Below are 15,027 nucleotides of genomic sequence, written 5' to 3' on the forward strand. Positions count from 1 at the left end.
CATTTGCTTTGTTTTCGTATTTTCATTATAGCAACAGTTTTTTAGAATTTTTAGAAATCACACAATTACAAAGCATTCGTAATATACGATTAACGAGTTGTAACATAAATTTCCATATTAATAAAATGTATTTCTCATACAATCTCCAGTGGTTTTCATATATTTTTCATATAAGAGCACAAGAACTTTTTTCCAGAAAAAATTACAGTGTTACTTTTTTGTTACAAAAAATTCACAATTCGTTACATCTTTTACCAAAAAACATCAATATTCAATTGTTAACCTATTTTTTTGTAATAAAAAGAGAGCAGCTACTAAAAACTGCTCTCTTTTTATTTGTTATTGAACTTTCTTTTTCCAAACACCTAGCATAACAGCCGAGACAATTGTTCCAATTAATATAGAGAAAATATATAGTAACGGTTTATTTACTAACGCTATTACAAATAATCCACCATGCGGTGCCGGTAATGTAATTTGGAATAACATAGATAACGCACCTGCAATACTTGAACCAACAACACAACTTACGATTACTCGAACCGGATCTGCAGCTGCAAACGGAATCGCACCTTCTGTAATGAACGACGCTCCCATAATATAATTTGTTAAACCAGATTTACGTTCCGCTTCTGTAAACTTTGATTTAAAGAATGTAGTTGCGAATGCAATCGCAAGTGGTGGTACCATCCCACCAGCCATAACTGCTGAGTGCACTCCAAAATTCTGCGCTTCTATTGCAGCAATACCAAACGTAAATGCCGCTTTATTAATTGGCCCCCCCATATCAATTGCCATCATACCACCTAAAATAAGACCTAGTAATATAGCATTCGTACCGTTTAAACCATTTAACCACCCTGTCAACATTTCATTTAATGCTACTACAGGCGGAATTACTACTTTTTGCATTACAACTCCTGTAATCAATAATCCAAAGACTGGATATAACAATACAGGTTTAATTCCTTCTAATTGTACTGGTAGTCCTGAAAATAATCTTTTCAACCCTAAAACAACATATCCAGCTAAGAAACCAGCAATTAATCCACCTAAAAATCCAGCATTCGCATTCGCCGCTAAAAATCCACCTACAACACCAGGCATAAAACCAGGACGATCAGCAATAGAACTTGCAATAAATCCAGCTAAAATTGGTACAAGGAATAAAAACGCACCTGTTTTTCCTCCACCAATTGACATGAACAATTCAGCTAAAGGACCTTCCGCCTTTATACCACCAAACGAAAACGCTAGCGCTATTAAAATCCCGCCACCAACAACGAATGGAAGCATATTACTTACACCGCTCATTAAATGCTTATAAATTCCTAATCCTTTTTCTCCCTCAATACTTTCTGATTTCCCGTCCTCTTTTACACCTTTAAAGATTGGTGCATCTTGTTTGACAGCTCGCTTAAGCAGATTTTCCGTTTTTCGAATCCCATCAGCAACTGGCACTTGAATGACATGTTTACCAGCAAAACGATTCATTTCTACTTGTTTATCCGCCGCAACAATAATAGCTGTTGCACGTTCAATATCCTCTTTCGTTAAACCGTTTTTAATACCTGTTGATCCGTTTGTTTCAACTTTAATCGCTATTCCTAACTCTGTCGCTTTTGCTTTTAAGCTATCCGCTGCCATATATGTGTGAGCGATTCCAGTTGGACAAGCTGTAACAGCAAGTACGTACGGTTCATTTCCTTCTGGTTTTGCGACTTCAATCTCTTCTTCTTTTTCATTCTCTTTTTCATCAAATAGTTGAAGAAGCTCACTTTCATCCTTTGCTTCTAATAGTTGCTTGCGAAATCCTTCATCCATTAATAATGTCGATAAACGAGACAACGTTTCTAAATGAGTATTATTCGCTCCTTCACTTGCAGCAATCATAAAGAATAAGTGTGCTGGCTGTCCGTCAAGCGACTCATAATTGATACCGCTTACACTTCTACCAAAACAAATCGATGGTTGTTTAACAGCCTTTGTCTTCGCATGAGGTATTGCAATACCTTCCCCTATTCCAGTCGTACTTTGGGCCTCCCGCTTTAAAATAGCTTCTTTAAATTCCGTTTTACTATTTAAACGATTTGCCCCGTTTAATTTCTCAACTAATTCATCTATGACAGCTTCTTTATTTGAAGCTGTCAAATCCATAATGACTGTATCCCTTTTTAATAGTTCTGTAATTTTCATATGTTGCTTCCCCCTATCGCTTAGCTACAATTACTTGCGACAATAATTCTTCTACTTTTTCCTTCTTACATAAATCAGCTGAAAATGCTGTTGCACTCCCTGTTGCAACGCCGTATTGAAATGCCTTTTCAATATCTTTTGTCTGTTCATATTTGCCTACAAACCCTGCAACAAGAGAATCCCCGGCCCCAACTGAATTAATTACAACACCTTTTGGAACAGTCGCTTCATATATACCTTCTGCCGTAAATAATAAAGCTCCCTCTCCAGCCATCGATACGATAACGTGTTTTACACCTTGTTCAATTAATTTTCTTCCATAAGGTAAAACGTCCTCTACTGTTGAAAGCTCCACTCCAAACAACTCACCAAGTTCATGGTGGTTTGGCTTAATTAAAAATGGCTTATTTTTAATTACATGTTGCAGTGCACTTCCACTTGCATCTACTACTACACGAATACCTTTTTCAGCTCCAAACGCAGCAATTGATTCGTAAAAGGTACTTGGAATAGAAACTGGTACACTCCCAGCAAGTACAACACAATCTCCAGGTTGCATACTCTCAATTTTTTTCATTAACTGTTCGAACTGCTCTTTTGTTACAATAGGACCTTGGCCATTTAATTCTGTTTCTTCTTCCCCTTTTATTTTCACATTAATGCGAGTATCTTCATCTACTTGGACGAAGTTTGTTGTTACACCTTCCGTCTGTAATACCTCTTTAATAAATTGACCAGTAAATCCACCAGTAAATCCAAGTGCTATATTTTTAACACCTAAACGCTGAAGAACACGAGAAACATTAATTCCTTTTCCTCCAGGAAACTTCATATCTTTTTCCGCTCGATTTATTGTTCCTAAATCAAAGGAAGAAACTTGCACTACATAATCAATAGATGGGTTTAAAGTAACTGTATAGATCATTGTTTATCAGCCTCAATTACATTGGTTTGTTGTTTATATTTTTCTAAATCAATTTCTAAATGGTTTGTAATAATATTTGCATCTTCAACATTTGCAATTTTCGCAAACGCAACTTCTGAAAACTTACTTTCATCAATTAAGAAATATCCTTCGTTTGCTAATGTTAATGCCATTTGTTTTAAGAGCGCTTCTTCTGGATCTGGCGTTGTAAAGCCAAGCTGTTCATGTACACCATTTGCACCTAAAAAACATTTATCAAAACGATACTTCTGCATACTTTCCTGTGCCATAGCACCGATTAAAGCTTTCGTCCTACTCTTCATCATTCCGCCTAGTAAATACGCACGAATATTATTTTCAACTAAAGCTTCAATATGCATAAGTCCATTCGTAACGACAGTAACATCTTTATTTATTAAAAATGGAATCATTTCAAATGTTGTACTTCCTGCATCTAAATAAATACAATCACCTTGTTCAATAACGCTAGCCGCATACTTAGCAATTTGTTGTTTTATTTGAATGTTTTTGGATGATTTTTCGACCATCGTTGGTTCTTGCCCTTTTCCTGTTAAAACAGCGGCACCACCATGAACTCTTTTTAATAACCTTTGCTTTTCCAATTGTGCTAAATCACGGCGAATTGTCGACTCAGAGCTTTCTGTTCTTTCAACTAATTGCTGTAATTTTACAACTTTCTGTTCTTTTACAAGTTGCAATATCATTTGATGACGTTCAGGAGTTAACATTTTATTCACCTCTTCTTTGATTACAGTATAATGAAAACGGTCACAAAAATCAACCATAAACAATCAAAAATAATCAAAAACATCCACAAACATTTATAAACAGCAAAAAAAGAAACCTATTCGATCAAACAATCAAATAGATTTCTTTTCTAAATTCACTTATAAAGAAGCTTTATATATACTTAAAACATCATCTTTATTTAATTTTTTAAAGTTACCAAATTCACCATACGCCATCGCTTTATCCGCCATTAAATCAATTTCATTTTCTCCAATAGCGTAATCAGATAATGTTACTGGCGCCTCAATTGAAGTCCAAAATTGACGTAACGCCTGAATTCCTTCTAACGCAATTTCTCGATCAGTCTTTCCATCTGTTTCTACATTGAATACTCGAATAGCAAACTGTTTAAAACGACTTACATTTCCCTCTACAACATGCTTCATCCAGTTCGGGAATAAAATCGCAAGGCCACCCCCGTGTGGTATATCATGAACAGCAGAAACTGCATGCTCAATATTATGAGTCGCCCAATCTCCTTTTACTCCCATTGCTAAAATGCCGTTTAACGCCATAGTACCACAATATAAAATAGTTTCTCTATGCTCATAATTTTCTAAATCACTTAAAAGCTTAGGAGCTGTCTCAATTACTGTTTTTAAAACAGCTTCACAATAACGATCTTGTAGTTCTGTATTCGTTCCATGATGGAAATATTGTTCTAATACGTGCGACATAATATCTACCATACCGTAAATTGTTTGATCTTTCGGTACAGAAGTAGTATGAACTGGATCTAAAATCGAAAACTGCGGGAAAGTAACCGGGCTACCCCATCCATACTTTTCATTCGTTTCCCAGTTTGTAATTACCGAGCCTGCATTCATTTCAGATCCTGTTGCTGCAAGAGTAAGTACAGTACCAAATGGTAATGCCTCATTAGCAAATGTTTTTTTCGTTACAATATCCCATACATCTCCATCGTACTTACTACCAGCTGCAATTGCCTTCGTACAGTCGATTACACTTCCTCCACCAACTGCTAAAATAAATTCAACACCATTCTCTTTACAAATTTGAATCCCTTTCTTTACAGTTGATACACGTGGATTCGGTTCAACACCTGTTAATTCAAATACTTCTGCATTAATATCCTTTAAAATAGAAATTACATTATCATAAATACCGTTTCTTTTAATGCTGCCTCCCCCGTATACGAGAAGAACTTTTTTACCGAACTGTGGAATTTCAGTTTTTAACTGTTCTAATTGACCTTTACCGAAAATAAGTTTCGTTGGATTACGAAATACAAAATTTTGCATATTTCTTTACCATCCCTTCTATATGAAAAGCAACTATACTTTTGTATACCATATTTTTTTCATTTCACAAAAATATTTGCTTAATAAAAAAATCCCAGCCTACAGGCTGAGATTTTTTTATTGGTAATAAGGTGAGATCATTAAGTAAACAATAACACCAGATAAACTTACATATAACCAAATCGGCATCGTCCAACGTACAATTTTACGGTGACGTGTTAATTGATTTGTAAAACCAAATACAAGCGCAAACAATGCAAGTGGTACGATAATTGCTGCTAGGATAATATGTGTAATTAAAATGATGAAATACACATATTTAATGAATCCTTCTCCGCCAAAATGTGTTGCCGGTGCTAAGTAATGATACGATAAATACGACACACAAAATAGTAAAGTTGTCGTAAATGCTGCAAGGATAAAACCACGATGCATTTTCACATTCTTTTTAATGATAGAGAATAACGCTGCTAATAAAAATACGAACGTAAAGCTATTAAAAATCGCGTTTAACATTGGTAAAATCGTTACATCAAAATGTACTTCTCCTTCATAGCCAACAGGTCCAAAGAACAAAAATAAAATAATCGCATTTACAATTACAGAAAGCGTTATCACAATAGGAGCATAGCTTTTCTGATTTGTTGATTGATCCACCAAAATGGTCACTCCCTCTTCCTTCAAGTATGTATACATAACCTCACTATTTTAACATATTATTCACAGTGTAAATGTGACAATAGTTTGACACAGCAAGACCAGACAAAGAAAAAAATCCTTCTTAATAAAACTTCTTAAGAAGGATTTTATCGCTTTATTATTCAAATAGCAATGCGATTAGTTTTTGTTAAAAAATGTATCGCTATATGCTTGAAAAATTTCAGACACTTGATATCCCATTAATGAAATTGCTGTTAATGAAAAGAAACCAATCATAAGAAATCGAAACCACATATAAATCTCCTCCTTGTATTTAGCTTAAAAAACGTTAGCTACCTTACAAGTTGCGTGGCACTCTTCATCATCACTTTCCTTTTTCCTTACAATTGCTGTAATAAATCGAATCATAAAGAAAACTACAAAAGGAAATTGTTCGTAATTCACATTGGCATAGTTTAGCAACGGCTCGCGCTGCACATCGAACGGAGATGAGAAGGAATAGAACATACCTTGCTCTTCCATATATACAATTACAATTTTCATGCAAAATACGATTCCTAGAAACGAAACAATATCTTGCCATTCTGTCGTATATAACAGGTTATACAGCTCTAATACGTACTCTTCCATCATCATCCCCCCTTCCTTTTTTACCATTTTGCTCGCCTTCGTATAAAAAGTCAAGAAAAAAGTTTATATTCACTATGACAATAGTAATTACTTGTTTCTATGATTATATATGATTCTTTTATAGCAATAATTGGGTGTAACTCTCTTCGAAAATAAGAAAATTAGAATCGAACAGATTCCTCATTCTTACTTTTAGGATGCAAAACTGTGCTATTTTTATTTCTATTAAAAATAAAATAAGAAAGTATGATAAGAACAGTAACAAACATTGTTAAAAATGCTTGTGAACGTAAAGTATCAATTGCGAACATCGCAACTAAAACTGCTATAATAGCAGCAATTGTAACATACGTTACATACGGAAAAAGCCACATTTTCACTTTCAAATTTTGTTGTTCTACTTTCCCCATTTTTTTACGCATCTTTAAATGCGAAACTGCAATAACGAGATAAACTAGTAACGCAATCCCGCCAGATGCATTCACTAAAAACAAAAAGACTTTATCTGGAGAAATGTAACTAAACACAACTCCAATATAAGCGAAGAAAGTTCCAAATAAAACCGCTCGAACGGGAACACCACTACTGTTCAATTTTAAAAATGACTTTGGAGCATCTCCTCTTTCTGCCATTGAAAAAAGCATTCTTGAATTTGTATATAAGCCTGAATTTAAGCAAGAAAGTACAGCTGTTAAAACGATAAAATTCATAATTTGTGCTGCCGCTGGTATTCCTATATGTTCAAGTACAGCTACAAATGGACTTTTTAATATGTTTGCTGAATTCCATGGCAGTAGCGTAACAACTACTGCTATAGACCCAATAAAAAATACAAGAATACGCCAAATCACACTGTTTGTTGCTGTTTTTACTGCTTTTACAGGTTCTGCAGATTCACCTGCGGCTACTGCTACAATCTCTGATCCCATAAATGAAAATATAACAACAGTAATTCCAAGCAGGACCGAACTTATACCGTTTGGCATAAATCCACCTTGTCCAATTAAATTCGAAGTGCCGGGTGCTTCTGTTCCTGGAACAAATCCTAAAATAACAGCAAGACCTAGACAAAGGAACAAAACAATACTTATTACTTTAATAAAAGAAAACCAATATTCAAACTCTCCAAATGATTTCACCGAAAAAACGTTCGTCAGCGTTAATAAAATTGTTAATATTAAACTTAATAACCAAAGCGGTATTTGTGGAATCCAATATTGGATAATACCAGCACCTGCTGTGGCTTCTATTGCAATAACAATTACCCAAAAAAAACCAGTATAACCAGCCTATTGTATAACCCGCCCAAGGACCAATCGCTTCTCTTGCATACGTTGCAAATGAACCACTTGTCGGATTAACAGCTGCCATTTCTCCTAGCATTCTCATGACGAAAATGACTAGAAGTCCTGCTAATGCATATGAAACGATAGAACCTGGTCCTGCCGAATGTACAACTGCACCACTTCCAACAAACAAACCAGCCCCTATTACGCCGCCAATTGAAATCATTGTAATGTGGCGTATTTTGAGGTCTTTCTTTAGATTTTTATCCAAATCTTGTACATCCCCTTCCAAACTAAATTTTGAAACTTATGTAAGAGTACTGTGCGAAAGATTTTGTTCTATACGTTAAAATATATCAAAATATTCTGAATTTAACAATTACAATTCAACCTTCTTCAAAAATTATTACATTAGGTTTAATACTTTCCCATACACAATTGTTGAGAAAATTATAGTCCCCTTACAAAAGAAAGAATTTTCAGATATTATTAAATAAACAAGATTATACATCTAGACAACTTTTTGTATAGGAGTGTTGATATGTTAAACAAGTTCAAATTTTTTTGTTGCATTTTAGTAATGTTCTTACTTCTACCGCTATCCCCTTTCCAAGCACAAGCAGCAAACAATTTAGGTTCAAAATTACTCGTTGGATATTGGCATAACTTTGATAACGGTACTGGCATTATTAAATTAAAAGACGTTTCACCAAAATGGGATGTAATCAATGTATCTTTTGGTGAAACTGGTGGTGATCGTTCCACTGTTGAATTTTCTCCTGTGTATGGTACAGATGCAGACTTCAAATCAGATATTTCTTATTTAAAAAGTAAAGGAAAGAAAGTAGTTCTTTCAATAGGTGGACAAAATGGAGTCGTTTTACTTCCTGACAATGCCGCTAAGGATCGTTTTATTAATTCCATACAGTCTCTAATCGATAAATACGGTTTTGATGGAATAGATATTGACCTTGAATCAGGTATTTACTTAAACGGAAATGATACTAATTTCAAAAATCCAACTACTCCCCAAATCGTAAATCTTATATCAGCTATTCGAACAATCTCAGATCATTATGGTCCAGATTTTCTATTAAGCATGGCTCCTGAAACAGCTTATGTTCAAGGCGGTTATAGCGCATATGGAAGCATATGGGGTGCATATTTACCAATTATTTACGGAGTGAAAGATAAACTAACATACATTCATGTTCAACACTACAACGCTGGTAGCGGGATTGGAATGGACGGTAATAACTACAATCAAGGTACTGCAGACTACGAGGTCGCTATGGCAGATATGCTCTTACATGGTTTTCCTGTAGGTGGTAATGCAAATAACATTTTCCCAGCTCTTCGTTCAGATCAAGTCATGATTGGGCTTCCAGCAGCACCAGCGGCAGCTCCAAGTGGTGGATACATTTCGCCAACTGAAATGAAAAAAGCTTTAAATTATATCATTAAAGGAGTTCCGTTCGGAGGAAAGTATAAACTTTCTAACCAGAGTGGCTATCCTGCATTCCGCGGCCTAATGTCTTGGTCTATTAATTGGGATGCAAAAAACAACTTCGAATTCTCAAATAACTATAGAACATATTTTGATGGTCTTTCCTTGCAAAAATAACAAAGTAAAACTATAATTAGCCCCCATCAATCGGACATTTATGGGCAATCAATGCAGGATAAAAACAGCAATAGGACCCTTTATAGGTCCTATTGTTGTTTTTTATTTATGAAAATTACTTTGTCACATCTAAAGTTTTAAGAAACTGTTTTCCATCGCCCAACATCGCACGTTCCTCCGAATCATATTGTTAAATATTCTAGTCACTCTTTTGCTTCAACACAAAAACTGAAAGTTCAGGTACACTACAAAATCTAACAGGCATCCTAGTAGTCCCAATACCACGATTTACATATAAATATAACTGCTTACTCTTCCCCTCCACTTCATACATACCTTCAACATAACTCTCAGCTAGTTTGGTAGTAATTAACGGACCTACAAAAGGGATTTGGACTTGTCCTCCGTGACTATGTCCTGACAGTTGAAGATCAACTGGGTAACGATTTATTTTGGTTACAACATCCGGCTCATGTACTAATAACATGTTGAAATCATTTTGTTTCAAGTTTTTTAAAGTTGAATCTATTTTCGGCTTCCCTAATAGAAAATCATCCAAACCTGATATTGTAATATATTTGCCGTTTTCCACTTTAATTTTCTGCACTTCATTTACTAATACAGAAAAACCAGCTTCCTCCATATATTTTTTGTAAAATAAACTACCGCCCCCGCCCCTATCATGATTCCCAAACACAGCATATTTCCCTAAGGGAGCATAAATTTTCTGCAAAATAGCCTTCGCTCCCTCTCTTTCTGCACTATAAGAACCAAATTTATCTATTAAATCTCCGGTAAAAACTACTATATCTGGATGTAATTCATTCATCTTCTCCACCAAATGTTCAAGTTGCTTCAATGTAAACTCTGGCCCTAAATGTACATCTGAAAACTGTAATATTTTTTTATTATTAAATTCTTTAGGAATTGCAGAAGCTTCTATTTCATTCCATGTAACTGTTACTAGTTTTCGTTCTATTTCTGTCGCATAATAATACAAACTTACTAGTATCATTAATATACTTATAAAACTAATAATAAATATCTTTACGATTGATTTTTTTCGTTCTTTTTTTACATGATTCGTATTCATGTTTTCACCTCTAGAAACACTTTAAATCCTTATTGTTACATTAATGTGACAACATGAACAATGTTATTAATATGTAATTTCCTCCCTATTCACTTTGACAATTTTATACAGAAGTCATACCATATTTTTATAATACATATATTTTCGAATCTTTTTCTATTCATTCCATCATTTTATTACGGAGGGGTTATTCATGTCTGTATTTACACCAGAAGAAATTACGGAACTTGCTGCGAATTCCGGAAGGAAAAAAGCTCATTTATCATTACTCCCTATGCTAATTCTCGGTTTTTTTGGCGGTGCTTTTATCGCATTAGGGTATTTACTCGATATTCATGTTATTGGAACAATGCCAAAATATTGGGGATCATTTACTAGTTTTCTAGGCGCTGCTGTATTCCCTATCGGTCTTATTCTCGTTATTCTTGCAGGCGGTGAACTAGTAACTGGTAACATGATGACAGTTTCTATGGCTTGGCTTCAAAAGAAAATTACTTTATTTCATTTCATACGAAATTTAGTTATTGTTACGTTTAGCAATTTCATAGGGGCTGTATTTGTAGCCTACTTTTTTGGCCATATCGTTGGCTTAACTGAAGGAGCTTTTTTAGCGAAAACTATTTCTATCGCTCAAGCGAAACTACAAGATACACCATTGCAAGCATTTATTTCTGCAATCGGATGTAATTGGCTCGTTTGTTTAGCTGTTTGGCTCAGTATGGGAAGTAAAGAATTTATCGGAAAGATTATCGGTATTTGGTTCCCAGTTATGACTTTTGTTACGATTGGATTTCAACACGTTGTAGCAAATATGTTTGTCATCCCAGCCGCAATTTTTGCCGGTCATTTCACTTGGGCTGAATATTTTCCAAACTTTATTTTTGTTTTCTTTGGAAATTTAGTAGGAGGTATGTTATTTGTAGCACTACCTTACTTCATATCTTATAATAAGAAACTATCTTCTTATCAAGAGAAGACTGAAATGAAGAACAAATCTCTGTCGGCTTAAATAGAATGTCTATAAAGAACCCTAAAAATATTACAAATTTCATTTTTTTTGCGAATATATGTACGTACACTTGTTCTCGAATGTTTTATACGTTATAATAACAACTTAAATAGCATTATTTACATATGAGGTGAAAAACATGAACAAAACAGAATTAATTAAAAACGTAGCACAAAATGCTGAGATTTCTCAAAAAGAAGCTACTGTAGTTGTACAAACTGTAGTAGAATCAATCACTAACACTTTAGCTGCTGGTGAAAAAGTACAACTTATCGGATTCGGTACATTCGAAGTTCGCGAAAGAGCTGCTCGTACAGGCCGTAACCCACAAACTGGTGAAGAAATGCAAATCGCAGCTTCTAAAGTACCTGCTTTCAAAGCTGGTAAAGAACTAAAAGAAGCTGTAAAATAATGAAAAATATCCTTCTCATTTATGAGAAGGATATTTTTTCATAACATAATTAATAAAAATCTGACCATTATGCTGTTTCTTTTGTTCTTTTATGCAAATAAAATCTTTACTTTCAAAAAAAGGTTTTGCGGTAATGCTCGCCTCTGTATATATCTCCCTATGTCCCAAGTTCACTGCTTCTTTTTCTAACTTCTGTAGTATGTATGAAGCGACTCTTTTCCCTTGATAATCTTTATGCGTAAATAAACGATCTACGTAACGATCATCGTTATAATCCCCAAACCCCACAATCATACCTTTATGATCCGCTACATAGCTAATATTCTTTTCTAAAGACTGTAACCAATTTTCTCTATCTAGTCGCTCCGGTGCCCACGCCTGTAGCTGTAACTCATTATAATCTTTTGCATTAACCGTATGAACTGTTTCATAGAACAATTGTAATACTTGATCTAAATCTTTTTTCTGGAATGTTCTAATTATAATATCTTTTAACATATATAAGTCTCCTTACCAAACTACCTCTTAACTTTTCTACTACATACGATTCTATATTTCTGCTTTATTATATCGTTTTAATTTCTATACGAACAAAAAAACAATACTTATTCAAGTATTGTTTTTTAATTCTATTCAATTACTTAATGTAGCTTTTTAAGGTTTTAATTTAACTCTTTGTAATCGTAATGCATTTAATACAACGGATACAGAACTAAATGCCATCGCTGCTCCAGCAACCCAAGGGGCTAAGAAACCTAATGCCGCAATTGGAATTCCTAACGCGTTATAAGCTAATGCCCAGAATAAATTTTGTTTAATATTTCTTATCGTCATTTTACTCATAAATATCGCATCAGCAATACTATTTAAGTCACCGCGGATTAACGTTATATCCGCTGCTTCCATCGCTACATCCGTTCCCGTTCCAATTGCCATACCAATGTTCGCTGTAGCAAGAGCAGGAGCATCATTTATCCCGTCTCCAACCATCGCTACTTTCTTACCATTTGCTTGCAGTTTTTTCACTTCTTCTGCTTTTCCTTCTGGCAATACTTCTGCAATTACGTGATCAATACCAACTTGCTTTGCAATTGCCTGAGCAGTTTGTGTATTATCTCCTGTAATCATCACAACGTCTAGACCCATTTTTTTCAGTCTTGCGATAGCTGCTTTTGAAGTATCTTTCACAGTATCTGCAACGGCAACTATACCAGCATATTCTTTATCGATTGCAATAAGCATTGCTGTTTTTCCTTCTCGTTCTAGCGCTTCCATTGATTTAGAAACTTCTTCAATATCAATATTGAATTTCTTCATTAATCGACGTGTACCAATTAATAAGTGTTTTCCTTCTACAACTGATTCGATACCAAATCCCGGAATCGCTTCAAACGTTTCTGAACTCGGGATATCAATTTTCTTTTCTTTAATTCCTTCTACAATCGCTTCTGCAAGCGGATGTTCAGAATTTCTTTCTGCTGCCCCTACTAATCTAAGCAGTTCATTTTCATTGAATCCATCTGCTACAATTACATCTGTTAATACCGGCTTCCCATTTGTCACTGTACCCGTTTTATCTAGAATAACCGTATCTAATCGGTGCGTTGCTTCTAAATGCTCTCCACCTTTAAATAAAATACCATACTCAGCCGATCTTCCTGATCCTGCCATAATAGATGTAGGCGTTGCAAGACCTAATGCACATGGACAAGCAATAACAAGTACTGCTATCATTTTCTCAAGTGCTCCGCCAAAATCACCAGGTGTAACAAATATCATCCATACTGCAAATGTGATAATCGCAATCACAACTACAACCGGTACGAAAATACCTGAAATTTGATCTGCTACCCTTTGAATAGGAGCTTTTGAACCTTGTGCCTCTTCTACTACTTTAATAATTTGAGCTAATGCAGTATCTCTTCCTACCTTAGTTGCTTTCACTTTTAAAAATCCATTTTTATTTATTGTCGAACCTATTACTACATCCCCAATTGACTTATCAACAGGAATACTTTCACCCGTTAACATCGATTCATCAATTGCTGACTTTCCTTCTACAATCTCACCATCTACTGGTATTTTTTCACCAGGCTTTACATAGACGATATCACCAGCTACTACTTCTTCAATCAAAATTTTTATTTCTGTTCCATCTCGCACAACTGTAGCTGTCTTCGCTTGTAAACCCATCAATTTTTTAATTGCTTCTGATGAGCGCCCTTTTGCTTTCGCTTCAAATAATTTACCTAAAATAATTAATGTAATAAGTACCGCACTCGTTTCAAAATATAAATCTGTCATATGTTCCGAAGAACCAATAGATTGAATACTTAAATATACACTATAGAAGTACGCGGCCGACGTTCCAAGCGCCACGAGAACATCCATATTAGCACTTTTATTGCGTAACGCTTTATAAGCCCCAACATAAAACTGTCCACCAATGATAAATTGAACAGGAGTTGCAAGTGCTAGTTGCACCCAAGGGTTCATTAACATATCCGGTAAATAAATAAATGACGTAAATGAGAAATGACTAACCATTGCCCACAATAATGGGAAAGATAAAATAAACGAAATAATAAACTTCTTCTTTTGTCTTTCAATTTCTTGTAATCGATGATCAGTTGATGCATCTTGATCATCTGGTTTCACTTCTAATTTATATCCTAGCTTCGTAATCGCGCTCTTCATTTCATTTACATTAACTTCATCAGGGTTAAAGTCTACTGTGGCTGATTCTAAAGCAAAATTTACTGTCGCCTTGTTCACACCATCTAACTTATTTAAACGCTTTTCAACTCTATTTGCACATGCTGCACATGTCATTCCTGAAACAGTAAATTCAGCTTTATCACTTACAATTCCATATCCTAATGATTCAACTTTTTCTTTAAATTGTTGCGGATTTGTTTTAGTTGGATCGTACATTATTTTTGTTTTTTCAAGCGCAAAATTTACATTTGCCTCATGAACACCTTCTACTTTTTTTAGACCTTTTTCAATTCTATTTGCACATGCCGCACATGTCATTCCTGATATTTGAAGATTGGCCTCTTTTTTTTCATTCATGTCTCTCACCTCTATATACCCTTATGAGGTATAATGATTAGCAAA

Annotated in this window: 12 protein-coding genes and 1 pseudogene; 3 read left to right on the forward strand and 10 right to left on the reverse strand. The window is 34.7% G+C overall.

Translation table 11 applies throughout. The annotated features are described in order from the left end of the window. Positions 1 to 339: 339 nt before the first annotated feature. The 7 genes and pseudogenes from ACTFN4_RS00935 to gabP all read right to left on the reverse strand — a co-directional run bounded on the left by ACTFN4_RS00935 (position 340) and on the right by gabP (position 8,040). Complete coding sequence (locus ACTFN4_RS00935; RefSeq protein WP_000704605.1) at positions 340 to 2,196, reverse strand: PTS fructose transporter subunit IIABC; 1,857 nt, start codon at positions 2,194 to 2,196, stop codon at positions 340 to 342. 13 nt (positions 2,197 to 2,209) lie between these two features. After that, positions 2,210 to 3,121: a 1-phosphofructokinase gene (gene pfkB, locus ACTFN4_RS00940; protein ID WP_000640859.1), complete on the reverse strand. Its 912-nt coding sequence runs from the start codon at positions 3,119 to 3,121 to the stop codon at positions 2,210 to 2,212. Then, positions 3,118 to 3,870 (reverse strand): DeoR/GlpR family DNA-binding transcription regulator, encoded by a 753-nt coding sequence (locus tag ACTFN4_RS00945; RefSeq protein ID WP_000957279.1) that lies wholly within the window; start codon positions 3,868 to 3,870, stop codon positions 3,118 to 3,120. The genes pfkB and ACTFN4_RS00945 overlap by 4 nt, the downstream gene beginning before the upstream one ends. Before the next feature lie 159 nt (positions 3,871 to 4,029). Beyond that, positions 4,030 to 5,193: an iron-containing alcohol dehydrogenase gene (locus ACTFN4_RS00950; RefSeq protein ID WP_001179093.1), complete on the reverse strand. Its 1,164-nt coding sequence runs from the start codon at positions 5,191 to 5,193 to the stop codon at positions 4,030 to 4,032. 117 nt (positions 5,194 to 5,310) lie between these two features. After that, entirely contained in the window at positions 5,311 to 5,853 is a 543-nt protein-coding gene (locus ACTFN4_RS00955) for a DUF420 domain-containing protein (protein ID WP_000228315.1), read from the reverse strand. A 318-nt stretch (positions 5,854 to 6,171) separates the two neighbouring features. Then, on the reverse strand, positions 6,172 to 6,510 hold the full coding sequence (locus ACTFN4_RS00960; protein ID WP_002041693.1) for a hypothetical protein: 339 nt from the start codon (positions 6,508 to 6,510) through the stop codon (positions 6,172 to 6,174). Between the two features lie 134 nt (positions 6,511 to 6,644). After that, positions 6,645 to 8,040: pseudogene (gabP, locus tag ACTFN4_RS00965) on the reverse strand (GABA permease). Between the two features lie 270 nt (positions 8,041 to 8,310). On the opposite strand from gabP, the gene ACTFN4_RS00970 reads away from it, so the two are divergent. Then, positions 8,311 to 9,393 (forward strand): chitinase, encoded by a 1,083-nt coding sequence (locus ACTFN4_RS00970; RefSeq protein ID WP_000932436.1) that lies wholly within the window; start codon positions 8,311 to 8,313, stop codon positions 9,391 to 9,393. A gap of 199 nt (positions 9,394 to 9,592) precedes the next feature. Here the strand turns inward: ACTFN4_RS00970 and ACTFN4_RS00975 are convergent, their stop codons facing one another. Next, positions 9,593 to 10,486: a metallophosphoesterase gene (locus ACTFN4_RS00975; protein ID WP_001095336.1), complete on the reverse strand. Its 894-nt coding sequence runs from the start codon at positions 10,484 to 10,486 to the stop codon at positions 9,593 to 9,595. A 193-nt stretch (positions 10,487 to 10,679) separates the two neighbouring features. Between ACTFN4_RS00975 and ACTFN4_RS00980 the strand changes: the two genes are divergently transcribed. Beyond that, a complete protein-coding gene (locus ACTFN4_RS00980; RefSeq protein ID WP_086401011.1) occupies positions 10,680 to 11,495 on the forward strand; it encodes a formate/nitrite transporter family protein in 816 nt (271 codons plus the stop codon). 139 nt (positions 11,496 to 11,634) lie between these two features. Continuing rightward, positions 11,635 to 11,907, forward strand: a complete 273-nt coding sequence (locus ACTFN4_RS00985; protein ID WP_001043904.1) for an HU family DNA-binding protein — start codon at positions 11,635 to 11,637, stop codon at positions 11,905 to 11,907. Positions 11,908 to 11,922: 15 nt separating this feature from the next. Here ACTFN4_RS00985 and ACTFN4_RS00990 read toward each other — a convergent pair whose 3' ends face one another. Together ACTFN4_RS00990 and ACTFN4_RS00995 are read right to left on the reverse strand one after the other, a co-directional pair. Further along, positions 11,923 to 12,405, reverse strand: a complete 483-nt coding sequence (locus ACTFN4_RS00990; RefSeq protein ID WP_000910167.1) for a GNAT family N-acetyltransferase — start codon at positions 12,403 to 12,405, stop codon at positions 11,923 to 11,925. Positions 12,406 to 12,561: 156 nt separating this feature from the next. Continuing rightward, positions 12,562 to 14,982: a heavy metal translocating P-type ATPase gene (locus ACTFN4_RS00995; RefSeq protein WP_001003178.1), complete on the reverse strand. Its 2,421-nt coding sequence runs from the start codon at positions 14,980 to 14,982 to the stop codon at positions 12,562 to 12,564. Positions 14,983 to 15,027 lie beyond the last annotated feature (45 nt).

It is taken from the genome of Bacillus cereus group sp. MYBK95-2, from assembly GCF_051915225.1.
Classification (GTDB): domain Bacteria; phylum Bacillota; class Bacilli; order Bacillales; family Bacillaceae_G; genus Bacillus_A; species Bacillus_A cereus.